The organism is Flavobacterium sp. N502540 (assembly GCF_025947365.1).
In the GTDB taxonomy this organism is placed as follows: Bacteria; Bacteroidota; Bacteroidia; order Flavobacteriales; family Flavobacteriaceae; genus Flavobacterium.
Map to the genome: position 1 here is coordinate 1,497,045 of NZ_CP110012.1, position 22,374 is coordinate 1,519,418.

A 22,374-nucleotide genomic window follows, 5' to 3' on the forward strand; every position below is an offset into this window, starting at 1 on the left:
AAGTCCGGTAAAAACCTTTGAACCTTTGAACCTCCAAAAAAACTAAACCCTCTTAATTTCATGCCCCACAAATTCCTCCAAAGTCGCGAACATATCATCGACAGAAAGCACTTCGAAATCGGGATGATTTTTTAAGAAATCGGCATTTAATGTCACCAGGTTTTCTTCTAATTCATAAAACGTATCGTTGTTCAGTAAATCACGTATTGGGTTTACGCCTTCCAATTTTCCGCTTAAAAATTTATTGAGTTTTACGCTGCTCATCAATCTCACTTTTTTGCTTTGCTGCTGAAACAATTCCAAGTGTTTTTCGGCACCAATTAAAGTCAGACCTTCTTCAATAAGTTCGTTTAATTCTTTGTTCCAACCTGATTTATAGACAAACTGAGCAAAATTTCCTTCTGTATATTGTGACCAATAGAAATCTAAATAATAACTCATCAAAGCATCTTCGTGGATGAACTCATCATCGACACCTTCTTCACGCATTAAATTAATTACCGAAATATTCGAGTGAATCACATCCTGCAGATTCTCACTGTTCATTGCCGTTTCAGAAACTATTATTCTGCCAAATTCTTCCATTTTGAATTTATTTAAATGTGTTTGATGCAAATTTCGGATAAAATAAACAGAGAACAAAATCTATAATTTAAAGAAATATGAAATCAGATTAAAAGACTTAGAACCTAAACAAAAGCAAACGAACTACTTACCAGAAACATAAGATCAGCAGCTATTTTTCTCTTTAAAATCTAGGTAAAAACTTAATAAAAGACATACTTTTGCGCTCTTTTAATCAAAACCAAATATTATTCCCACATTTTTTATGAAGCAAAAACTACTTCTTCTCATTCCAAGCCTCTGCACACTCCTGTTTGGGAGCTGTTCTTCGACTGATGCAGTAACATGTTATCTACCTACTACGGAAATCAGCAGTAACTCCCCATTAGTACCAGGCGCAACTCTGGAGCTGGAAACCCCCTTTAATGATGGTTTTGAAGTTAAATACAATTGGTCAGGTCCTAATAATTTTCAGTCCAACCTTCAAAATCCAATTATTAAAAATGTTACATCTGCTATGGCAGGAGAATACACCTTAAAAACAACAAAAGGAATCTGCGAAAGTATCGAAAGTAAATTGCTTGTTGAAGTTAATGCTCCCAATATTCCTTGCACTACCAACAAAAATACCATTGTTTTCACAGGTTCTTTCGCTCCAATAAAATTTAATTCAGTATCCACATCCAACAGAACTGATAATTTCACAATGACTGCCAGCTCGTCTCAGGGCGATCTAAGAATAGAATTTGCTAATGATGTAAAACCAGTTCCCGGCATTTATACTATTTGCAATTCCTGTCCCACTTCTTTCATGGAAAAAAATGAAGTTTGCGTAAGCTTTAATTACTTAGATCTTGCTCGCGCCCGCGAAGGAGTCGTGTATATTTCTTCTTCAAATGGAAAACTGACAGCAGCATTCTGTAATGTAATTTTTAAACCATCTTCTTTTACATTAAATGCTTCAACAACTATAACAGAAAATTAAAATGAAACTATTAGTACTAATTTTAATTTTTACATTTTCAAATTCTTTTGCGCAAAACTCCTACATAGTTGACAAAAAAGGAAACAAGATACTTACTCGTGATGAAGTTACAGATATACTCCTGGTAGATAAGCGAATATCGTATGTAAACCTTGGCAAGAGTTGGGAAAAGTATATCAAATTTGAAGATCTCGATCATGCCGTTATAGGCTCCTCTTTACTAAAATCGTTTCATCTAAACCAAAAGAAAAAAGCAGATGTATATTTTGTATATGGCGAAAAAAACGATCGAAAACTTGTTGGTCTTGCCTATATTATAGAAACAATTCAGGGACACTATGTAGAAGGCTTTAAAAAAACTTTTTATGAATTGTATTTAATTGATAATAATGAAACTGTCTTAGATCAAATTAATGGTACATCAACAAACACAGAAGGAAAAATAGCACTTCGAGGAGAGATTTCTCCATTCATTAAAAAGTACTTTTCGGATTGCCCTGCCTTAATGACCAAGCTAAGCAAATATGATCTACACGACCAAAATAATCGAGAAATCTTATCCTTTTTCTTCGACACAGAATATATTAAATGCCAATAACATCTACAATAATGAAAAAAAACATACTACTTTTTATCACAATACTATTATATAATTTATCTACATATGCTCAAGCTCCCAGAGGAGTATATATTTCGGCAGGCTTATCTCAAAACAATTTAAAATCATCTGATTTACTCACTGATTCTAAACCTGGTTTTACAGTTGGAACACAGTACCATTTGGGTTATCATGAAAATTACAATTTTCAATTCGAGTTTGCATACAAACAAAATATATTAGATGTAAAATATGTCGAGGATAATTTTGAAGAAGCAAAAAACTCGAAATACAAATATTCCGACATAAGTTTTGGAGCTTATGTTAACTATTACATTTTAAAACCAGAAGAGGACAGATTTTTCCTTGGACCTCAGGCAGGTGCTTTCGTTTCATACGTTGACCCAATTACACCATCAAAAGGTGCTGATGTTACTAATCAATACTATTTACCATATTTATTAAATGAATCCGATCTACAAGACAGTTCTAAATTCAATTATGGGCTAGGACTAGGACTAACAGGCGGATACAATGACTTCAGGTTTGACTTGAGATATAGTTTAGGGTTGGCTAATTTACTGGAAGATGTCCAAACACACAGTTTTGATAGTTCCAATAATTACACCGGCCCCATCCTTCAAGGTAAAACCAATATGATATCAGTTACTATCAGTTACAAGGTATTTTCACTCTCGAAATAGAACCTTTCTTCAGATTTAAAAAAGCAGTAAACATATAATTGTTTACTGCTTTTTTTACGTTTTACCCAAAAGGGAATAATCCAGACCCTATTTTAATTAACAGAAACACAGTCTTTGTGCTCAAAACAGAGAAGGCAGAAAACACGTTCCAATCTAAATAAGATCAGATCCATCCGTATTTTTTTTCTGATTCATTTTTGCTACTAGAGCCTTTAATTTTAAAGCACGCTCTCTTTTCTCTTCCTGAACTTTAGCTTTTTTGCGTTTTAGCAATTTGGTATGCAAAGCCTTGTTTTTGCCGTTTTTTTCAGGTCCTTTCGCCATGATTTCAACTCTTTAAATTACTTCTGCAAAGATAAAGAACTAATAATAAAAACGATTATTACTAATTTTGATTCTTATGCTTTTGTGTGTAAACCGCAATGAAATTATTCTAACACAGAGAAACATAGATTTGCTAATTTTAAACAGGACGTTTCACTCAGCTAGAACACACAGAGTTTACTATGCGAAAGAAATGTATTTCTCTATTAGGTTCTCTTTTTCGACATTTAAAAGCTATGTTTCTCTGTGTTAAAAAGGATTTTTATATTTACACTCAATACGATAACTTCATCCAAAATGACACCAACCTTCTTCTCAACATCCGAAAAATTCAGAGCATGGTTAGAAAAACATTATCAAAAGGAAACCGAACTTTTAGTTGGGTTTTACAAAGTGAGTACCAAAAAACCGTGCATGACCTGGTCAGAATCTGTTGATCAGGCGCTTTGTTTTGGCTGGATCGATGGTGTTCGAAGAGCTGTCGACGAAGAAAGTTATACGATACGGTTTACGCCCAGAAAAAAATCCAGTATCTGGAGTGCCATCAATATCAAAAAAGTAGAAGAACTTACTAAGACCGGACTCATGCTACCCGAAGGCTTAAAGGCTTTCGAATTAAGATCTGAAGAAAGATCTAAAATCTACTCACATGAAAGAGAAGCTTACCTACTTGACCCTGAATTTGAAAAACAATTTAAAGCGAACAAAACAGCCTGGGAATATTTTAGCCATCAGGCACCCTCGTACAAAAAGGTAATGATTCATTGGATCATGAGTGCCAAACAGGAAAAAACCAGACTTTCGAGATTAGAAAAAGCAATACAGATAAGTGCCGAACAAAAGCGAATGTTGTAACAACTATTGCTTTGCTAAACGATAAATATTAACTTTAATCCGTCTAAAAAAGTCTCAGCTAAAAAGAAATAAAGAATGGAGGGAAGAAAAACACTAGAATATTACGTTTTAGATGTATTCTCAAACGAAAGTTATAAAGGAAATCCGCTTTCTGTTGTTTTTACCGATGGTAATTTAAAACTGGAAACGTATCAGGATATTTCTAAAGAATTTGGCTACTCCGAAACCTCTTTTGTTTATTATTCCACAAGAGAAAAAGCACTGATGGTTCGTTCGTTTACCCCAACGGGAATCGAAATCGACGGAGCGGGACATAATTTACTGGGTGCTGTTTGCGGTGCTCTCTTAAAAGGTATGCCTATTTTTGATGAGCAAAACGAAAGTGAGCTTTTTGTAATTATGAAACATTCCGCCATTCCGTTAACCGTTACTTTAGACCCGGTTACTTTCTATCCCCTTGTTCAAATGCATCAAAAATCGGCGGTCATCAAGCAAGAAATTCCAACTTATAAAATTGCAGTTGCACTTGGTTTAAAAATTGAAGATTTAGATGTAAATGCTTTTGTTCCTACCATAGTCAATACAGAAGTTGCCCATGCCATGGTTCCCATAAAAAGCAGCCAGATACTCAATAGTTTTGTTCCGGACAACCAGCTTTTAATCGAAATTTCGAAAGAATATAAATTTGAAGGTTTTTATTGTTTCACCATCGCTGATGAAAATGAGGAGCATATCGTCGAAACGAGATTTTTCAACCCAATTATCGGAATAAATGAAGATCCTGCTACAGGAACGGCCGCGGGGCCTTTAATTGGCTTTTTAACGCAAAAGAAATTCACTAAATCCGACAAAGAATACAAAATTCTTCAGGGTGTACGATTAAAACAGCCCTCAATGATTGAAGTAATGAATCGCGAAGAAGATATTCTGGTTGGAGGTTCTTCTACCATAACGATGCGGGGAGAACTTTACTTATAAAAAAAGCTGCACATGATGCAGCTTTTTTTATAAATCGAAACTATTACTTTTTGATTTCTTTTGGTAAAGTTGGTTTTTGCTGAGGCGGAATACGTTTCTTCAAAAACAAAATCTGCCCTAGATGACTCGACTGATGTTCCATAACATGAAACCAGCAATATTGATTACTCATGTCATACTTTGTTTGAACTTCAGCAAACCAGGCATCGTCTCTTTTTTTTAGCTCCGAAATTGTTTTAGCTCTTACTTCATTGTAGATGTCTAAATAATATTGAATATCATGTCCTTTAAATTCATCTCGTCCACCCTGATCGAGGTTTAAAGCAGCATTCCATTGTTTCTTTTCCTCTTCATTAAAATCTCTGTTTTCGAAAGTAAAAACCTGATAGTATTTTTCGGCAGCGGCCAAATGCATCACCAGTGCTCCAATTCGGTTGGCTTCTGCATCATGCAAATAATCAATTTCGTACTGATTCATGTTCTTCACTGTTCTTTCTACACGGCCTTTAAGATCTTCAAGCATTGATATCATATCTCCAATTTTTGGTGATGCTCCTTCCACATTTCCAATCTTTGCTTGGGGTCGCGGTTTAATCCCGCTTCCTTCCAGCAGCAAACTGTTTTTTCCGTCAGTACTGGATTTATCCTGTGTAATTTTGTACTCTTTCACTTTTACATTTGCCTCTTTTGAAATACCTAAACCCCATTTCGGAATTTCACCATTTTTCAAAGGGGTTTCAAAACTTGAATTTAAAACCGCCAACGGTTCAAAAACACCTTTTTCATTCTCAATCAGCAATTCGAATTTATCAAAATAGAATTTACCGTTATTCAGGCACAAACCTCCAAAACTTAGTGATTTACTGTTCTTATCGATAGTTCCTTCTACAGTATAAGATTTCCATTCGTTTGATTTAATTGGTCTGTCTCTCATGTTATCAAAAAAACCTTCCTCTTCATTCTTAGTATCAACTCTTGCCCAAACTCCTGCCCAGGCCTGAGGTTCGGTACTTTCTACTTTTACCGATGCAATTACTTTAAACTTCTTTTTAACAGGGGATTGAATTTCTATCGTTTGATTGAAGGATGTCCAATCACTCGAAACCGTCTTTTGTGTTTGAGCCTGGGCCAAAACAAAACATAAAAATAACACTGAGGTCACCAATTTTTTCATTCGCTATATTTTTAAAAATTCAGGTAAATATAATACACTTTTTTAAGGAAATAACTGATTATATTTAAGAAATCATCTGAAAATGAAAACAAAAAAAGCCACATCAGTTAAGATGCAGCTTCCTTATAAAAAATAACCAAAACCGAAGTTCTTAGTTTGTTTTCATTGGTGGTAAATCGAATGCTTTAGACTCGTGTTCGAAATTATTACGGTGTCCGCCATCGCAAAAAGGTTTGTTTGCTGACAACCCACAACGACAAAGACCTAATGCCGATCTTCCTTGTAGTCCGTAAACAGCTCCTTCTGAATCCATGATTTCGAAGTCACCTTCTATTTTAATCGATCCGTTTTTATTGATGATAAGTTTTGTCTTGCTCATAAAATTGCTTTTTTGTTCTTTTTTTGAGTGCAAAGGTTGCGAAATAAATCGGGAAGATTTTAGAGGGTATGCTAGTTTAAACTGGTTCTATTTTATGGGTTATTACACAAAGTTACTCGAAAGTTTTCGCAGAGATTCGCTAAGATTTTTTGTTGATCTAGAATAATCTCGCAAAGGCGCAGAGGCGCGAAGTTTAATTGTATGGTCAGGTTTCGACTTCGCTCAGCCTGACCATCAAACGCACTGTTGTCATTTCGAGGAACGAGAAATAACAATAGTGTAAATTTCTTTGCGTCTTCGTGCCTTTGCGAGATCCAAAAAATAAAATTCTTCGCGAATCTCTGTGAAAATGGCTGTGAAACTCCACGCAATAACAAAATCTCAATTCTATTGCTTATTTTTGCACTCAATAAAATTGAGTTATGATACAGAATCCAAAGAGATATACTATCACGGCAGCCTTACCTTACACCAACGGACCTATACATATTGGGCATTTGGCGGGGGTTTACGTGCCTGCAGATATTTATTCGAGATATTTACGTTTACAAGGAAAAGACGTTGCATTTATTTGTGGAAGCGATGAACATGGTGTTGCAATTTCGATGAAAGCCAAAAAAGAAGGAGTTACACCACAAGAAGTTATCGATAAATACGACGGAATTATTAGAAAATCATTTGCTGATTTCGGAATTTCGTTTGACAATTACTCCAGAACTTCGGCTAAAATTCATCATGATACGGCTTCTGAATTTTTTAGAACCTTGTACGACAAAGGCGATTTTATTGAAGAAGTAACCGAACAATTGTACGATGCCAAAGCCAATCAGTTTCTGGCAGATCGTTTTGTGGTAGGAACCTGCCCTAAATGTGACAATCCGGAAGCTTATGGAGATCAGTGTGAAAAATGCGGATCGACATTGAATGCTACCGATTTGATTAACCCAAAATCGACAATTACCGGAGAAACGCCAATTTTAAAAGAAACTAAACACTGGTTTTTACCTTTGGATCGATACACTGAGTTTTTAACCGAATGGATTTTGGTTGGACATAAAAACGACTGGAAACCGAATGTTTACGGACAAGTAAAATCATGGGTTGACGGCGGGCTTGAGCCTCGTGCCGTAACGCGTGACCTTGACTGGGGAATTGATGTTCCGGTTGAAGGTGCCGAAGGAAAAAAATTATACGTTTGGTTTGATGCTCCTATTGGTTATATTTCGTCTACTAAAGAATGGGCAGCCCGCGAAGGAAAAGACTGGCAACCTTACTGGAAAAACGAAGACACCAAACTGGTTCATTTTATCGGGAAAGACAATATTGTTTTTCACTGTATCATTTTCCCGGCAATGCTTAAAGCCGAAGGAAGCTATATTTTACCGGACAACGTTCCTGCAAATGAGTTTTTGAATTTGGAAGGAAACAAACTTTCGACTTCTAAAAACTGGGCAGTTTGGCTGCACGAATATTTAGAAGAATTTCCGGAGAAACAAGACGTTTTACGTTATGCTTTAACTTCGAATGCACCGGAAACTAAAGACAACGATTTTACATGGAAAGATTTCCAGGCAAGAAACAACAACGAATTAGTTGCTATTTTCGGAAACTTCATCAACCGTGTTGCCGTTTTGATTAACAAAAATTACGATGGATTTATTCCAACACCAAATGAATTGTCTGAAGTTGACGAAAATACTTTGGCAGAATTAAAAGCCTATCCGGCTGTAATTTCAAGTTCGGTAGAGCGTTACAGATTCCGTGAAGCTTTGGGTGAGTTGATGAACGTGGCCCGTTTAGGAAATAAATATTTAGCAGACGAAGAGCCCTGGAAAGTCATAAAAGAAAATCCGGAGCGTGTAAAAACTCAGTTATATGTAGCCTCCCAAATTGCTGCTGCCCTGAGTATTCTGGCTGAGCCGTTTTTACCTTTTACTGCCGCTAAATTATCCCGAATCCTGAAAAATGAAGGCAAATTACAATGGAATGATGTTGCTGAGAATTCAGATTTAATTCCATCAGGACATCAAATTGGTCCGAATGAATTGCTTTTCGCAAAAATAGAAGACGAAGAAATACAAAAACAAATAGACAAATTGGAAGCGACAAAAACCGCAAATCTTGCCGAAAGTAAACAACCTGAACCACAAAAAGATCTTATTCAGTTTGAAGATTTCGCCAAAATGGACATTCGTGTAGGAACTATTCTGGAAGCCGAAAAAATGCCTAAAGCCAATAAACTTCTGGTACTTAAAGTGGATACCGGAATTGATGTACGTACGATTGTTTCGGGAATTGCCGAAAGCTTTTCACCGGAAGAAATTATCGGAAAACGTGTTTCGGTTTTAGCCAACTTAGCGCCAAGAGCCCTACGTGGTGTAGAAAGTCAGGGAATGATCCTGATGACAACCAATGCCGAAGGAAAACTGGTTTTCATCAATCCGGATGCTGATGCTCCGAATGGGGAAACGGTTAACTAATTATTTTAATTAGAAAATGTGGCAATTTGATAATGCGATAATTTTCTAAATCTATAAAAAACAAATCCGACAGGTTTTCAAAAACCTGTCGGATTTGTTTTTTATAGAAAGTTATCAGCCAAAAAATCCGGCAGATAACTTTCTTTTTTTGATCTAATTGAACAAAATAATTATATTTTTGATTACATCAAATAATAGTTATGGACTCAAATTTTATAAATGCATCTGAAAAAAAGCTTTTTAAAATCTCTAATAATCAAAAAACAGCAATTCTAGCAAGTAGAATAGAGATTGAAAATGGAAATTTTCATAAAAATGAAGACGTAATTTCAGAAATGAGAGAATGGCTAAAAAATAAAAAAATGTGAATCATTATTTTTTTTAATTAATTTACGCTTTTTTGATTTTAACAGCTTTTAATTAATTAAACAGTTGCAAAAAAGTAAGATATTAGTAAAAAAAATTCTTATGAAAAAAACTTTACTTCTATTGTTAGTTTTCTTTGTTGTGAAATCATATCCAATTTCGCAAACTAAGGTTGATTCTATTAATACTAAAATTAAAAATCAAATTTTAATACTAAATCGAAAAAATGACTCATTATCTAAAAGGCTTGATCAAATCGAAAAAAACGACTATAAATCTATTGATATAATTGAAAAAGTTAATGATTTTTATGATAAGTCTTGGAATAAATTAATAGCATTTTTAAGTATTGCAGGTTCAATTATATTAATAGTAATTCCATACATTCAAATTAGAAATTACAAAGAACAGATTGATCTTAAGACCAAAGAATTTGAGAATTTAACAAATAGCAAAGTACTCGAACTAGAATTAAAAATAACTGAGTTTCACAGAGAACAATTTGAACTTCTTAGAAAAGAGATTACTTTATCCCAAGAAGAGCTAAATAAAAACATCAAAAGTGAAACTCAATATGTACAAGCATTTATTTTTGCTTTACGAGGAATGATGTCTTTAAAAGACAAAAATTACAACATGTATTTTCAACAATATATAAATGCTCTTAATCTATTCATCGGTTTAAATAAAAATTCTGCAATAAAAAGCATGATTAATTCAATTAATGGAAACATTAAGAAATGTATCGCTAAAGAAATTAGTGTCTCTACAAATACAAAATCCCAAATGGATACGCTTATTTCAACTTTAGAAAAAGATTTTTACACCATTTTTCCTGACATAATTGATGAATTAAAAACTGAAAGCTCAAAACTAATTGTTAACTAATAATAAGAAAATTCTTTCTTTATTAACGCTTTAATAAATTTTTATTTGTAAGTTTGTTCTGCAAAAATACTATAAGGAGTAATCCTGAACATTTAACTTAATTAAAGTTAACAATAAGCGATTCCCTCGCCACGATGTCCCTGAGGAAACAATGGGAATTCTATCCTTATGGGTATTTTTGCACATCTAAAGCGGGGGATTCGTGCGTTTAATATTTTCGAATATGCAAAGAGAAAATCAAAAACCAGCACAACAAGATGTACTGCCAGCGGTGGCAAAATTCCTTTCCTTTCTTTGGATGGAAGGAGAATTTAGAGAACAACCGAAATATTTGTCCGAGATTTTCGAGGCCATTCTGGAAACAGAGATTGGTGACAACCAGGAGCTGCGCACTAAAATGATAAGTTGTATGAAAACCATTAAAATGCTGAACCAGGCACTTGATCCCTTCTCGGATCAACAAATAGCACAGGCCTGCAGTGAAATTGCTACATCTTAAAGACTTTCTTAAACGCGTGAAATTGATAATCGATTCACGCGTTTCTCTTTTAAAAACTTTACAAAAATCAATAATTTGATTCTTATTCAAGAAAAAAGTGAGATCTTAGCAAAAACCCACTTTCCGATTCAATATTTAGATTAAATGAAACTCACAAAACCAAGATTGGCCCTAATTGGTGGAATACTTTGTATTTCGATTTTTCCAATATTAGTCAAACTAAAACTAGCTCCGGGATTAATCTCGGCTTTTTACAGAATGTTTTTTGCGGTACTCCTGCTTTTGCCTTATGTACTGGTTACTAAAAGCTTTAAGCTCCCGAAAACCAAATTCATACTATTAGCAGTGCTTTGCGGAATTCTGTTCTCATCGGATGTTGCGGTTTGGAATATTGCAATTCAGGATTCAAGTGCAACTCAGGCATCTTTATTAACTAATTTATCACCGCTTTGGGTTGGAATTGGTTCTTTTTTCTTTCTAAAAATCCGACCTGCCACCAATTTCTGGATCGGAACTGTCGTTTCCTTATTCGGAATGGTCACGTTGGTGGGATTTGAGTTTTTCATGGATTTGAATTTTGATCAGGCCTTTCTGTTTGCCGTTTTATCGGGTATTCTTTATTCGATTTATCTATTGGTAAGCAAAAAAGCACTCTCAGAAATCGATGTTTTATCTTTTATGACTATCAGCTTACTGGCATCGAGTATTTATTTAGGAATTCTATGTTATGCCCTGGATCAGCCTTTTGCAGGTTTCTCGAATACGGGTTGGTTTGTACTGGCACTTCAGGCCGTAATTTGTCAATTGTGTGCCTGGCTTTCCATCAGTTATGCTACCCAGCACATGCGCGCCACAAGAGTTTCGTTAAGTTTATTGAGTCAGGCCGTAATTACTTCGATATTAGCTTGGTTGTTTTTGGAAGAACAAATAACTTTACAAATGGTTTTTGGCGGAATCATTCTGCTGCTCGGAATTAGAATTACGTTCTATGATAAGACGATTTCATTAAAAAAGCTTTTCTAAGTCATTGGCCCACGGATGACGCTGGTTTTACAGATTTTCGCAGATTATTTGTTCATCTGAATCATTAAATTCGTGAATTCGTGGCTAAAAAATACGCTCGCAGATTTGGCTGATCTGGCTGATTATTTTAGAACCTTTGAGATCATTTTAAACTGTGGCAATAAAAATTCACAACCATTCGTGAATTCGTGGCGAAAAAATATTCTCGCAGATTTGGCTGATCTGGCTGATTATTTTTAAAATCTTTGAAATCATTCTAATCTGTGGCATTAAAATTCGTGAATTCGTGGCAAAAAAATATTCTCACAGATTTGGCTGATCTGGCAGATTTTTTTTTAAATCTTTGAAATCATTCTAATCTGTGGCAATAAAATTCGTGAATTCGTGGCAAAAAAAATATTCTCGCAGATTTGGCTGATCTGGCAGATTATTTTTTTTAAATCTTTGAAATCATTCTAATCTGTGGCATTAAAATTCGTGAATTCGTGGCAAAAAAACCTGAAACAAGAAAAACTTCAAACCTGAAACAAAAACATTATGTTACATAAAAACAAAATCTCCAACTTAAAAGTAATCGCATTTGATGCCGATGACACCTTATTTGTCAACGAACCTTACTTTCAGGAAACCGAACATAAATTTTGCGCTTTGATGGAAGATTATCTTTCGCATCAGGGAATTTCGCAGGAACTATTCAAAATCGAAATTGAGAACCTGTCACTGTATGGTTACGGAATCAAAGGCTATATTTTGTCGATGATCGAAGCTGCAATGACAATCTCCAACAACACTATTCCGATTGAGGTTATCGAAAAAATCATCCAATATGGAAAAGAACTACTCGAGAAACCAATTGAATTGCTTGATGGCGTCGAAGAAACCCTAAAAACACTACACGGAAAGTACAAACTGGTTGTAGCCACAAAAGGCGATCTGAAAGACCAGCACAGCAAATTGCACCGCTCAGGACTTGGGCATTATTTTCACCATATCGAAGTAATGTCAGACAAACAGGAAATTGATTATACGAAGTTATTAGGGCGTTTAGACATTCAGGCAGAGGAATTCCTCATGATCGGGAACTCCCTAAAATCAGATGTACTGCCGGTTTTAGGCATTGGTGGTTATGCCGTACATATTCCGTTTCACACCACTTGGGAGCACGAAAAAATCAGTCACAAAATAGAACACGAACATTTTAGTTCGTTTGAAAAAATCACTGAAATCCTTCAGAACTTATTGTAATGAAAACACTTTTAGACTTAGAAAACTGGAATAGAAAAGAACACTTTGCACACTTCATTCAAATGGAAGAGCCCTTTTTTGGTGCTACCGTCGAGATTGATTGTACGCAGGCCTACGAAACGGCCAAAAGTCTCAAATCATCCTTTTTTATTTATTATTTGCACAAAACACTGGTTGCCGTAAATGCAATCGAAAACTTTAGATACCGAATTTCGGGAGATCAGATTTACATCAATGACCAAATCGACGCTTCTGCAACCATCGGACGTGAAGACGGTACTTTCGGGTTTTCATTTATAGAATACCACCCTGATTTTAAAACCTTCGAAAAAACGGCTCTACAGGAAATAGAACGCATACAGAATACCACCGGACTTTTTACAAGGTCTTTTGAAAATGATAATTTAATTCACTTCTCGGCAATTCCGTGGTTGAACTTTACGTCACTTTCACATGCCCGCAGTTTTACCTTTCCGGACAGCTGTCCAAAGGTGTCTTTCGGAAAAATGATGGTTTCACCAACCGGAAAAAGAACCATCGCCATGTCTGTACATGTGCATCACGCCTTAATGGACGGATTACACATGGGACAATTTGTAGATTATTTTCAGGAATTAATGAATCAATAATTCGCACACAAGAGGTTAAATTTGGAATAATTTTTGTCAATAAAAGCATATGAAAAAACTACTCCTTTTCTTGTTAGTAACCTATCAGTCAACGCTGTTGAGTCAGACAGTGTTGGCTTCTTATCCTTTAGATTTAAAGAGGTACGATCAGAACAATACAATTGTTAATGTCGAAAATAAGGCAACCCACGATGTATTTGTTTTTGCTACAAATACTCAGAATCTTACCATTTTAAGATACAATAGCGCTTTATTTTTAAAGGACGAATTTACAGTATCACGTGCCAATCTTGAAAACAAATCGATATTGGGCTATAGTTTTAGTGAAGACGGAAACCCTACACTTTATTGGGCTTCCGAAGATTCTTCGGAAATTTTTGTAATCAAATATTATTTGGAAACCAAAACATATAAGATTTTAAAATTTCAATATCCTTCTTCGAGTGAATACATCGTTGCTAAATTCCAAAGCAACAATCTACTCTACCTGTTATCTAAAGAACTCACAAGCCATACTTTAACGGCCTATGTTTTTAAAAACGGAATTGTAGAAGAGCGGATATTTGATTTCTCTGCTTTTACTTTTCAAAACAAAAGAGGTCAGTCTGTAAGTTTTTCACAGCTCATCAAGGAGAATCCGATTATAAAAATTGATTTGGAAGATTATACTCCTTTAGACAAAGCTTCTAAAAAAAGTAAAATTTATCTCGAGGACAATCATCTTATCCTGACATTGGATCATAATCCGAAAGAAACACAGCTTTTTGATCTGAATCTGGAAAATCAGGACGTTATTGAAAAGAAAATTGCCCAGTCCCAGATTAAAACCCCTCGTAAAATAAGCAACTCGTTCTATCATGAAAAGAAGCTTTATCAAATCAATGCCAATGAAGATGAACTGGTTCTTGACATTAAAAATTACGATTCGGGCGAACTTATAAAAAATATCAGAGTTGCAAAGGAGGATACGATTCGATTTAAAACCTCTCCTTTCCTCGTTCAACAAGGCGGTGAAAGAAGAACACGGGAATTGAGGAGCACCAAACGATTTCTACAACATCTGGCTGCATTAGAAATTGGTTTATCTGTTTATGACAATGGAATAAGTACTTCTATCACACTTGGCGGAACTCCACGTGTTGGCGGAGCTTATTACACCGTCATGAACGATACTTTTACCTGGGATTATTTGCCGGTGGTAAATGACGAAACCGTATTTTTTGAAACTGCTTTAAACCAAAAATCAGAATTTGTTGCCAAAGATCCGGCACCAATGGCACTTGACAACTTGTACTACTTTTTAAACAATAATAGAAAAGCGATTCAGGATAACATTTTTAGATTTGACGATTATTATATTTTAGGGTATTATGATACTGCTTTAAAACAATACCAGATGCGAAAATTTACCGATGGATTTCCGGAAAATGAAACACAAAATCCGATCATCGATAAGGCTACTTTTTCGAAACCATTTTCATTTGAAAGGCCTTAATTTTATTGAGAATTAGTCCAAATGTCTGATGTTTTCAGGTTTGAAAAAAAAGGGAATGGATTATTTTTTCTAACTTTACAAAAAAGAGAAATATTATGTTATCAAAAAATATCGAAACAGCTTTAAACAAGCAAATCCGCATAGAGGCAGAATCTTCGCAAACCTACCTTTCTATGGCTTGTTGGGCTGAAGTACACGGACTGGAAGGAATTGCGCAATTTATGTACACACAGTCAGACGAAGAGCGTGCGCACATGCTAAAGTTAATAAAGTATGTAAACGAACGCGGAGGTCACTCTCATATTACTGATCTAAAAGCGCCTAAAACATCTTATTCAACTTTCAAAGAAATGTTTGAGGAACTTTACAACCATGAACTTTTTGTTTCAAAATCAATCAACGAATTGGTACACATTACTTTTGAAGAAAAAGATTATGCAACACATAATTTCTTACAATGGTATGTTTCTGAACAAATCGAAGAAGAAGCGACAGCTAAGTCAATCTTAGATAAAATTAACTTAATTGGAGATGACAAAGGCGGACTATACTTGTTCGACCGTGATATTCAACAATTAACGGTTACGAGCTCGATCGCTATCAACCCAAAATAAAAAAAGTTAAAGTTTATTTAGAACATTTAAAAATAACTTTTTTCTTTTATATTTGTCTCTGTTTTTATAATACAGAGGAAAATTGAGCAAGAAAGAAAAAGACAAGGACAAAAAAAAGGATAAGAAGAAAAAGAAGAATAAAGCTGCTATCCTTGAGAACATTAAGAGGTTGGAAAACTGTAAATCTTCTTGTTGTGAGAAATACAAAAAAAGCGAAAAGAAACGTTGCTCACGTTGTCCTATGTTTGATTTATTCAAAAAAACTGCTTAACAAAATATACAAACCCACCAATCGGTGGGTTTTTTAGTTTAATGCCCTGACCACCCTCAGAACAATAATTATAAGCCGTAGCTGCAACGTGAATTATTCTATTGCGATGTCTGCCAACGATTGAAATTGTTAGCAATCTTTACTTTGTAAAAACGAGATCTTTAATAATCAAATCTTTGCGTAACTTTGCTTTTCTCCATTGCGTTCCTTGCGGTTAAAATTAATCCCATTTTTTTTACGATTCATTCAGTTCATCTATGAAAAACGACATTACGATACCCAAATCCAGTCTTGATTTTTTATCTCTGCTTAAAGAAAACAATAACAAGCCCTGGTTTGAGATACATAAGCCAGAATATCTAATCGAATTAAATCATATTGAAACCTTTGCAGGTGCTTTGCTGCTAGAACTCTCTAAAACAGATGTTCTGGAAACAGCTTCAGGCAAGAAAAGCGTTTATAGAATTTATCGTGATATTCGCTTTTCTAAAGACAAAACTCCTTTTAAAACCTTTTGGGGAGGCAGTTATACCAGAGCAACAAAAGAAAGACGAGGCGGTTATTATTTTCATCTCGAAAAAGGAAATAGTTTTCTGGCTGGCGGTTTTTGGGGGCCAAATGCGGCAGATCTCAAACGCATCCGAGCCGAATTTGGTCACGATTCTCAAGCCATGCAGAAAATAGTACAGTCAGAATCTTTTATCAGCACTTTTGGAACTTTGCAGGGAGAGCAACTTAAAACGGCTCCCAAAGGCTACGACATAAACCATGAAGCTATAGATTTACTCCGTTACAAATCGTTTCTGTTGATCAAACGTTTTACTGATGAGGAAGTTCTGAGTCCACTTTTTCTGGAACAGGCTCTCACGACTTTTAAAAACATGAGACCCTTTTTTGATTATATGAGTGAAATATTAACAACAGATATCAACGGAGTTTCGATCCTCTAAAATCCTTACTTACTAAAAATAGTAAACCCGACAGGTTTTAAAAATCTGTCGGGTTTGAGTATCAAATGTTACTACTATTTACTTCAATAGTAAAATTTCATTTACGACTACCTCAGTAATAAACTTTTTCTCTCCGTTTTTATCGTCGTAGCTTCTGTGGGTCAGTTTGCCTTCAACAGCAATTTCTTTCCCTTTTACGACAAACTTTTCGATTATTTCGGCCGTTTTACCCCAGGCTGTAATTCGGTGCCACTCGGTTTGTTCCACTTTTTCTCCTTTGTCATTGGTATACTTTTCATTGGTAGCGATACTCAAATGCGCTAATTTTCTACCGTTTTCTAATGTTTTAATTTCCGGATCGTTTCCTACGTTCCCAATTAACTGTACTCTGTTTTTCATTGCATTCATGGCGTATAATATTTAAATGTTAGTATAAAGTGAATTCGTTCATCAAATTCAACAGGACAAAGATCCGACGAACGCAAGCAATTATCCGGTAGACAACTATTTACTTTCGGTTGTAACTATTTGTAACCGTTTGTAAATGGAATTTATTTTGTATATTTGAGAGAAACCTTACGATATGCAGACAAAAATCAATAAAGTCGAATTGCGAAATTTGGAATTCGATGACTATAAGCAGCTAAAAGATTCTATGGTAGAATCCTATCCCGAGATGGCAGATTCGTACTGGAAAGAGGACGATATTAAAAGACTACTTTCTATTTTTCCGGAAGGACAGCTTGTTATACTGGCAGATGGAAAAGTCGTAGGATCGGCCTTATCGTTGATTGTCGATGAAAAGCTAATCGACAAAAGACACAATTACAAACAAGCAACAGGAAACCATACTTTTTCTACCCATAATAAAAATGCAGAGATCCTCTATGGAATCGATGTTTTTATTCACCCTAATTATCGCGGTTTACGTTTAGGCCGACGTTTATACGATGCGCGAAAAGAACTTTGCGAACAGTTAAATCTCAAAGCCATTGTTTTTGCCGGCAGAATTCCAAACTATGCCCAGCATTCTAAAAAGCTTACTCCAAAAAATTATATCGACAAGGTAAAACATAAAGAATTACACGATCCCGTACTTTCGTTTCAGCTAAGTAATGATTTTCATGTCTTGCGAATTATTAAAAATTACCTTGAAGGCGACGAAGAGTCGAAAGAATTTGCGGTACTTTTAGAATGGAACAATGTGTATTACGACGAAAGTCCAAAATTAATTAACCTCGAAAAAAGTGTTATCCGTTTGGGATTGATTCAATGGCAAATGCGTCCGCTTAACAATATTGAAGAATTTTTTGAGCAGGCCGAATTTTTTATTGATGTCGTTTCGGGTTATGGAAGTGATTTTGCTTTGTTTCCCGAGCTTTTTATAGCTCCTTTGATGGCAGATTACAATCATTTATCGGAAGCCGAAGCCATTCGTGAACTGGCCCGATATTCAGATCCTATCCGAAAGCGTTTTCAGGAATTTGCTATTTCATACAATATCAATATCATTACCGGAAGCATGCCTTATCTGGACAATGGAAACCTTTACAATGTTGGTTTTCTTTGCAAAAGAGACGGAACCTCCGAAATCTATACTAAAATTCATGTAACTCCAAATGAAGTACAGCATTGGGGAATGAAAGGTGGCTCTCAGTTTAAAACTTTTGATACTGATTGCGGAAAAATCGGCATCCTGATTTGCTACGATGTTGAATTTCCGGAGCTTTCGAGAATTATGGCCAACGAGGGAATGAACATTTTGTTCGTGCCATTTTTAACCGATACTCAAAACGCCTACACCAGAGTAAAACACTGCTCACAGGCACGTGCCATCGAAAATGAATGTTATGTCGCTATTGCCGGCTGCGTGGGCAACCTCCCGAAAGTAAACAATATGGACATTCAATATGCTCAGGCCTCTGTTTTTACGCCTTCAGATTTTGCTTTTCCGAGTAATGGAATAAAAGCCGAAGCAACGCCAAATACAGAAATGACTCTTATAGTTGATGTTGATCTGAACCTGCTGAAACAACTTCACGAACATGGAAGTGTACGCACGTTAAAAGATCGAAGAACTGATTTATACGAAATTAAAAAGATAGATTCATGAAAACATGCCTTGAATGCTCTGAAAAAATTGTAGGCAGGGAAGACAAGAAATTCTGCTCAGACAGCTGTCGAAATGCTTACAATAATAAAATAAATAAAGACAGTACCAATTTCATGCGTAATGTAAACAATAAATTACGAAAAAATTACCGAATTTTGAGCGAACTAAACCCTAACGGGAAATCTAAAGCAACAAGGGATAAAATGACAAACAAAGGTTTTGATTTCGATTTCTTTACCAATATCTTGCAGACCAAAACAGGAAACACCTACTATTTTCTGTATGACCAGGGATATCGCTCTTTGGATAATGATTATTTTATGCTTGTTAAAAAAGAAATATAGTACCTATCTACCATGAAAAAAAACCAGACCTCAATTCTAGCCATAGTTTGCATTCTTGCCATTCTTGGCATTATATACGCCACAATGATGCCGCAGGTAATCTCTAAAGGAGATGAGGCTCTTGCTGAGTTTTCTACGGACAGAGCTTTAAATCAAGTCAAAATTATTGCTCAGAAACCACACTATGTAGGTTCTCTCAATCATGAACTGGTAGCCAATTATCTAAAACTTGAACTGAACCAAATTGGTTTGGAAACCAGTGTTCAGGAAGGCTTTACTTTAAATGATAAAGGACTTCTTGTAAAATCGAAAAACATTCTTGCCCGTATAAAGGGTACCAACAATACAAAGGCGCTTTTACTTCTTTCCCATTACGACAGTGCTCCACATTCTTTTTCAAAAGGAGCAAGTGATGACGCTTCAGGTGTTGCAACTATTCTCGAAGGAATTCGTGCTTTTTTATATGCAAAACAACCGCATAAAAATGACATTATCATTCTTTTTTCGGATGCTGAAGAACTGGGATTAAATGGTGCGGCTCTTTTTGTAAACAGCCATCCGTGGGCAAAAGATGTAGGTTTGGTTCTTAATTTTGAGGCCAGAGGATCTTCAGGTCCAAGCTATATGTTAATGGAAACCAACCAAGGAAACAAAGCATTGGTGAAAGAATTTTCTAATGCAAAAACTACTTATCCTGTTTCCAATTCTCTTATGTACAGCATCTACAAAATGCTTCCAAATGATACCGACTTAACGGTTTTCAGAGAACAAGGAAACATTCAGGGATTCAACTTTGCTTTTATAGACGGTCACTACAATTATCACACACAACAAGATGATGTTCAGCACCTGAACAAAACGACTCTCGCACATCAGGGAACTTATTTAATGCCCTTATTAAAATATTTTTCCAATGTAGATTTAAATACCACAACTTCAACAGAGGATGATGTGTACTTTACTGCTCCCTTCTCCTTCATTAATTATCCTTTTTCATGGGTATGGCCAATGACAATTATTGCTTTGGGACTGTTGATTATTTTCATCTTTATAGGAAAAGCAAAACGTGTTATCACTTTCAGAGAAATATTCAAAGGATTTGTTCCTTTATTTGGATCTCTCATCATAGCTGGTCTGGTAACATTTTTAGGATGGAAAATTGTATTACAGATTTATCCGCAATATTCTGATTTATTGAATGGATTCACCTACAACGGTCATGCTTATATCGGTGCATTTGTAACACTAAGTATCGCCATTTCATTTGCCTTCTACCATCATTTTTCAGAAGCTAAAATTACCATGAACCATTTTGTAGCACCGTTGCTACTCTGGATCATCATTAATGCATTTGTCGCTAATAGTTTAACCGGTGCAGGTTTTCTGATCATACCGGTACACTTCGGCATACTCCTGTTCGGAATTTTTGTTCTTACTCAACATTATAGTCTCGGACTCAATCTACTGTTTAGTATTCCGGCATTCGTTATCATCGCTCCCTTTATTGTGATGTTTCCGGTTGGTTTAGGATTAAAAATCCTCTTTGTAAGTGCTATTCTAACCGTATTACTTTTTACATTGGTATTACCGATATTTGGCACGTTTGCTAAAAAAGGGATCTGGACAATCTTTTTCTTTGCTGTTTCAATTGGCTTTTTTATCTATGCAGGATATCACTCCGATTACGAACCAGGAAAAGCAAAATCAAACAGTTTACTGTACGTTTACAATGCCAATACCAACTCTGCTCTTTGGGCAACATATGATGTTAACCTTGACGATTGGACCAAAACTTATTTAGGACAAAAAAACCAGAGCGCTGTTGGTTTAAATACATTACCAATAGCCAGTAAATACAATTCGGGCTTTACGTATAGTGCGATTGCTCCTGTAGTCGACATTCCGAAACCAACAATTGCATTTTTAAAGGACAGTGTGGTTGGCAATAACAGGTATTTAAAAATAAAAATTACCCCAAACAGAAAGGTAAATCGTTATGACATTTATGCCAATCCAAAAATGACTTTTTTCAATTTCAAAGCTAATGGAGTTGCAACTTCAGGACAAAAAGGAAATCGTCTGGAACGCGATGGCATGAAAATCTTATGTTACTATGTGGTAGGCAATGAACCTCTTGTCATGGAATTTTACACCAACAAATTAACGGTTCTGGATATGGACTTAATTGAAAGTTCTTTCGATTTGATGACCAATCCGCTACTTAAAGTAAAACCAAGAAGTAATTGGATGATGCCAACACCTTTTGTACTCAATGATGCAGTACTCATTCAGCAAAAAATAAAACGCTACACAGCACCCGCAACTGTTCCGGCACCTGCAGCAATAGTGAAAGACAGTACTGCCCTAAAAAAAGACAGTTTAAAACCTATTGCAAAGCCAATTGTAAAACCACAATAAAAAACACTTATTATGGCAACAAATATCTCTACAGTTCTTTTAAATGCTCCATCTGAAAAAGTCTGGAATACACTCACTCAACCTGAGTTGGTCAAACAATGGCAATACGGCAGTGACTTAATCACGGACTGGAAAATTGGTAATGAAATCAGATTTAGGAACGAATGGGAAGGTCAGGTTTTTGAGCAATGGGGAACTATTTTGGAGATTATCCCCAATCAGAAAATCAAATATTCCTTATTCTTCCCCAGACCGGAATTAGAGGACAAACCCGAGAATTACTTCGTAATGAGTTATGTCTTAACAGAAGAAAATCAGAAAACAAAACTCGAAATTATTCAGGAAGACAATCGCCCCGGAGCAGTTCAGGAAAAACCTCAGGGTGAAGAAAACCCAATTTTACAAGCTTTAAAAGCTTTAATCGAATCGTAAAGACGATCATTTATCGACACACAAAAAAATCGGTAAATTTTAATTC

At 35.5% G+C, this 22,374-nt stretch carries 25 protein-coding genes; 20 read left to right on the forward strand and 5 right to left on the reverse strand.

The window, feature by feature from the left end:
• Positions 1–42: 42 nt before the first annotated feature.
• Positions 43–585: a hypothetical protein gene (locus tag OLM58_RS06685; protein ID WP_017495897.1), complete on the reverse strand. Its 543-nt coding sequence runs from the start codon at positions 583–585 to the stop codon at positions 43–45.
• Positions 586–829: 244 nt separating this feature from the next.
• Between OLM58_RS06685 and OLM58_RS06690 the strand changes: the two genes are divergently transcribed.
• The 3 genes from OLM58_RS06690 to OLM58_RS06700 are packed head-to-tail and all read left to right on the forward strand — an operon-like array spanning position 830 to position 2,851.
• Entirely contained in the window at positions 830–1,549 is a 720-nt protein-coding gene (locus OLM58_RS06690; RefSeq protein WP_264531683.1) for a hypothetical protein, read from the forward strand.
• Between the two features lies 1 nt (position 1,550).
• Positions 1,551–2,147, forward strand: coding sequence for a hypothetical protein (locus OLM58_RS06695; protein WP_264531684.1), 597 nt, complete (start codon positions 1,551–1,553; stop codon positions 2,145–2,147).
• Between the two features lie 11 nt (positions 2,148–2,158).
• Positions 2,159–2,851, forward strand: a complete 693-nt coding sequence (locus OLM58_RS06700; RefSeq protein WP_264531685.1) for an outer membrane beta-barrel protein — start codon at positions 2,159–2,161, stop codon at positions 2,849–2,851.
• Positions 2,852–3,004: 153 nt separating this feature from the next.
• Here the strand turns inward: OLM58_RS06700 and OLM58_RS06705 are convergent, their stop codons facing one another.
• Positions 3,005–3,175: a hypothetical protein gene (locus OLM58_RS06705; RefSeq protein ID WP_264531686.1), complete on the reverse strand. Its 171-nt coding sequence runs from the start codon at positions 3,173–3,175 to the stop codon at positions 3,005–3,007.
• Between the two features lie 297 nt (positions 3,176–3,472).
• Here OLM58_RS06705 and OLM58_RS06710 point away from each other — a divergent pair, with 297 nt between their 5' ends.
• Together OLM58_RS06710 and OLM58_RS06715 are read left to right on the forward strand one after the other, a co-directional pair.
• Positions 3,473–4,030 carry a YdeI/OmpD-associated family protein gene (locus OLM58_RS06710; protein WP_264531687.1) on the forward strand — a complete coding sequence of 186 codons (558 nt, stop codon included), beginning with the start codon at positions 3,473–3,475 and terminating at the stop codon, positions 4,028–4,030.
• Positions 4,031–4,105: 75 nt separating this feature from the next.
• Positions 4,106–5,008 (forward strand): PhzF family phenazine biosynthesis protein, encoded by a 903-nt coding sequence (locus tag OLM58_RS06715; protein WP_089076052.1) that lies wholly within the window; start codon positions 4,106–4,108, stop codon positions 5,006–5,008.
• 43 nt (positions 5,009–5,051) lie between these two features.
• Here the strand turns inward: OLM58_RS06715 and OLM58_RS06720 are convergent, their stop codons facing one another.
• A complete protein-coding gene (locus OLM58_RS06720; protein ID WP_264531688.1) occupies positions 5,052–6,182 on the reverse strand; it encodes a DinB family protein in 1,131 nt (376 codons plus the stop codon).
• Positions 6,183–6,333: 151 nt separating this feature from the next.
• Complete coding sequence (locus OLM58_RS06725; protein WP_070906333.1) at positions 6,334–6,561, reverse strand: CDGSH iron-sulfur domain-containing protein; 228 nt, start codon at positions 6,559–6,561, stop codon at positions 6,334–6,336.
• Between the two features lie 422 nt (positions 6,562–6,983).
• On the opposite strand from OLM58_RS06725, the gene metG reads away from it, so the two are divergent.
• The 11 genes from metG (at position 6,984) to OLM58_RS06780 (ending at position 17,021) form a co-directional block, all read left to right on the forward strand.
• On the forward strand, positions 6,984–9,041 hold the full coding sequence (gene metG / locus OLM58_RS06730) for a methionine--tRNA ligase (RefSeq protein WP_264531689.1): 2,058 nt from the start codon (positions 6,984–6,986) through the stop codon (positions 9,039–9,041).
• A 200-nt stretch (positions 9,042–9,241) separates the two neighbouring features.
• Positions 9,242–9,409 (forward strand): hypothetical protein, encoded by a 168-nt coding sequence (locus OLM58_RS06735; protein ID WP_264531690.1) that lies wholly within the window; start codon positions 9,242–9,244, stop codon positions 9,407–9,409.
• Between the two features lie 100 nt (positions 9,410–9,509).
• The gene (locus OLM58_RS06740) at positions 9,510–10,295 is read left to right on the forward strand and encodes a hypothetical protein (RefSeq protein WP_264531691.1); all 786 of its coding nucleotides are present in this window, start codon (positions 9,510–9,512) and stop codon (positions 10,293–10,295) included.
• A gap of 223 nt (positions 10,296–10,518) precedes the next feature.
• Positions 10,519–10,794 carry a hypothetical protein gene (locus tag OLM58_RS06745; protein WP_264531692.1) on the forward strand — a complete coding sequence of 92 codons (276 nt, stop codon included), beginning with the start codon at positions 10,519–10,521 and terminating at the stop codon, positions 10,792–10,794.
• Positions 10,795–10,938: 144 nt separating this feature from the next.
• Positions 10,939–11,817, forward strand: a complete 879-nt coding sequence (locus OLM58_RS06750; RefSeq protein WP_089076057.1) for a DMT family transporter — start codon at positions 10,939–10,941, stop codon at positions 11,815–11,817.
• A gap of 537 nt (positions 11,818–12,354) precedes the next feature.
• Positions 12,355–13,062: an HAD family hydrolase gene (locus tag OLM58_RS06755; RefSeq protein WP_264531693.1), complete on the forward strand. Its 708-nt coding sequence runs from the start codon at positions 12,355–12,357 to the stop codon at positions 13,060–13,062.
• Entirely contained in the window at positions 13,062–13,691 is a 630-nt protein-coding gene (locus OLM58_RS06760) for a chloramphenicol acetyltransferase (protein ID WP_264531694.1), read from the forward strand. The genes OLM58_RS06755 and OLM58_RS06760 overlap by 1 nt, the downstream gene beginning before the upstream one ends.
• A gap of 49 nt (positions 13,692–13,740) precedes the next feature.
• On the forward strand, positions 13,741–15,186 hold the full coding sequence (locus OLM58_RS06765) for a hypothetical protein (RefSeq protein ID WP_264531695.1): 1,446 nt from the start codon (positions 13,741–13,743) through the stop codon (positions 15,184–15,186).
• Between the two features lie 95 nt (positions 15,187–15,281).
• Positions 15,282–15,800, forward strand: a complete 519-nt coding sequence (locus OLM58_RS06770; RefSeq protein ID WP_264531696.1) for a ferritin — start codon at positions 15,282–15,284, stop codon at positions 15,798–15,800.
• An 82-nt stretch (positions 15,801–15,882) separates the two neighbouring features.
• Positions 15,883–16,071, forward strand: coding sequence for a hypothetical protein (locus OLM58_RS06775; RefSeq protein ID WP_202702635.1), 189 nt, complete (start codon positions 15,883–15,885; stop codon positions 16,069–16,071).
• A gap of 257 nt (positions 16,072–16,328) precedes the next feature.
• Positions 16,329–17,021: a DUF2461 domain-containing protein gene (locus tag OLM58_RS06780; RefSeq protein ID WP_264531697.1), complete on the forward strand. Its 693-nt coding sequence runs from the start codon at positions 16,329–16,331 to the stop codon at positions 17,019–17,021.
• A gap of 78 nt (positions 17,022–17,099) precedes the next feature.
• On the opposite strand, the gene OLM58_RS06785 is transcribed toward OLM58_RS06780, so the two are convergent.
• The gene (locus OLM58_RS06785) at positions 17,100–17,429 is read right to left on the reverse strand and encodes a single-stranded DNA-binding protein (protein WP_017495879.1); all 330 of its coding nucleotides are present in this window, start codon (positions 17,427–17,429) and stop codon (positions 17,100–17,102) included.
• 175 nt (positions 17,430–17,604) lie between these two features.
• Between OLM58_RS06785 and OLM58_RS06790 the strand changes: the two genes are divergently transcribed.
• From OLM58_RS06790 to OLM58_RS06805, 4 genes are read left to right on the forward strand one after another with little or no spacing between them, the layout of a single operon-like run.
• Positions 17,605–19,134, forward strand: a complete 1,530-nt coding sequence (locus OLM58_RS06790; protein WP_070906324.1) for a bifunctional GNAT family N-acetyltransferase/carbon-nitrogen hydrolase family protein — start codon at positions 17,605–17,607, stop codon at positions 19,132–19,134.
• Entirely contained in the window at positions 19,131–19,478 is a 348-nt protein-coding gene (locus OLM58_RS06795) for a hypothetical protein (RefSeq protein ID WP_017495877.1), read from the forward strand. Before OLM58_RS06790 ends, OLM58_RS06795 begins: the two co-directional genes overlap by 4 nt.
• 12 nt (positions 19,479–19,490) lie before the next feature.
• On the forward strand, positions 19,491–21,896 hold the full coding sequence (locus tag OLM58_RS06800) for a M28 family peptidase (protein WP_264531698.1): 2,406 nt from the start codon (positions 19,491–19,493) through the stop codon (positions 21,894–21,896).
• Positions 21,897–21,908: 12 nt separating this feature from the next.
• On the forward strand, positions 21,909–22,328 hold the full coding sequence (locus tag OLM58_RS06805) for an SRPBCC family protein (protein WP_264531699.1): 420 nt from the start codon (positions 21,909–21,911) through the stop codon (positions 22,326–22,328).
• Positions 22,329–22,374 lie beyond the last annotated feature (46 nt).

Bases quoted from the DNA above. Each gene is read 5' to 3' on its own strand.
- OLM58_RS06685 (WP_017495897.1), bottom strand. From the start codon at position 585: ATGGAAGAATTTGGCAGAATAATAGTTTCTGAAACGGCAATGAACAGT.
- OLM58_RS06690 (WP_264531683.1), top strand. From the start codon at position 830: ATGAAGCAAAAACTACTTCTTCTCATTCCAAGCCTCTGCACACTCCTG.
- OLM58_RS06695 (WP_264531684.1), top strand. From the start codon at position 1,551: ATGAAACTATTAGTACTAATTTTAATTTTTACATTTTCAAATTCTTTT.
- OLM58_RS06700 (WP_264531685.1), top strand. From the start codon at position 2,159: ATGAAAAAAAACATACTACTTTTTATCACAATACTATTATATAATTTA.
- OLM58_RS06705 (WP_264531686.1), bottom strand. From the start codon at position 3,175: ATGGCGAAAGGACCTGAAAAAAACGGCAAAAACAAGGCTTTGCATACC.
- OLM58_RS06710 (WP_264531687.1), top strand. From the start codon at position 3,473: ATGACACCAACCTTCTTCTCAACATCCGAAAAATTCAGAGCATGGTTA.
- OLM58_RS06715 (WP_089076052.1), top strand. From the start codon at position 4,106: ATGGAGGGAAGAAAAACACTAGAATATTACGTTTTAGATGTATTCTCA.
- OLM58_RS06720 (WP_264531688.1), bottom strand. From the start codon at position 6,182: ATGAAAAAATTGGTGACCTCAGTGTTATTTTTATGTTTTGTTTTGGCC.
- OLM58_RS06725 (WP_070906333.1), bottom strand. From the start codon at position 6,561: ATGAGCAAGACAAAACTTATCATCAATAAAAACGGATCGATTAAAATA.
- metG (WP_264531689.1), top strand. From the start codon at position 6,984: ATGATACAGAATCCAAAGAGATATACTATCACGGCAGCCTTACCTTAC.
- OLM58_RS06735 (WP_264531690.1), top strand. From the start codon at position 9,242: ATGGACTCAAATTTTATAAATGCATCTGAAAAAAAGCTTTTTAAAATC.
- OLM58_RS06740 (WP_264531691.1), top strand. From the start codon at position 9,510: ATGAAAAAAACTTTACTTCTATTGTTAGTTTTCTTTGTTGTGAAATCA.
- OLM58_RS06745 (WP_264531692.1), top strand. From the start codon at position 10,519: ATGCAAAGAGAAAATCAAAAACCAGCACAACAAGATGTACTGCCAGCG.
- OLM58_RS06750 (WP_089076057.1), top strand. From the start codon at position 10,939: ATGAAACTCACAAAACCAAGATTGGCCCTAATTGGTGGAATACTTTGT.
- OLM58_RS06755 (WP_264531693.1), top strand. From the start codon at position 12,355: ATGTTACATAAAAACAAAATCTCCAACTTAAAAGTAATCGCATTTGAT.
- OLM58_RS06760 (WP_264531694.1), top strand. From the start codon at position 13,062: ATGAAAACACTTTTAGACTTAGAAAACTGGAATAGAAAAGAACACTTT.
- OLM58_RS06765 (WP_264531695.1), top strand. From the start codon at position 13,741: ATGAAAAAACTACTCCTTTTCTTGTTAGTAACCTATCAGTCAACGCTG.
- OLM58_RS06770 (WP_264531696.1), top strand. From the start codon at position 15,282: ATGTTATCAAAAAATATCGAAACAGCTTTAAACAAGCAAATCCGCATA.
- OLM58_RS06780 (WP_264531697.1), top strand. From the start codon at position 16,329: ATGAAAAACGACATTACGATACCCAAATCCAGTCTTGATTTTTTATCT.
- OLM58_RS06785 (WP_017495879.1), bottom strand. From the start codon at position 17,429: ATGAATGCAATGAAAAACAGAGTACAGTTAATTGGGAACGTAGGAAAC.
- OLM58_RS06790 (WP_070906324.1), top strand. From the start codon at position 17,605: ATGCAGACAAAAATCAATAAAGTCGAATTGCGAAATTTGGAATTCGAT.
- OLM58_RS06795 (WP_017495877.1), top strand. From the start codon at position 19,131: ATGAAAACATGCCTTGAATGCTCTGAAAAAATTGTAGGCAGGGAAGAC.
- OLM58_RS06800 (WP_264531698.1), top strand. From the start codon at position 19,491: ATGAAAAAAAACCAGACCTCAATTCTAGCCATAGTTTGCATTCTTGCC.
- OLM58_RS06805 (WP_264531699.1), top strand. From the start codon at position 21,909: ATGGCAACAAATATCTCTACAGTTCTTTTAAATGCTCCATCTGAAAAA.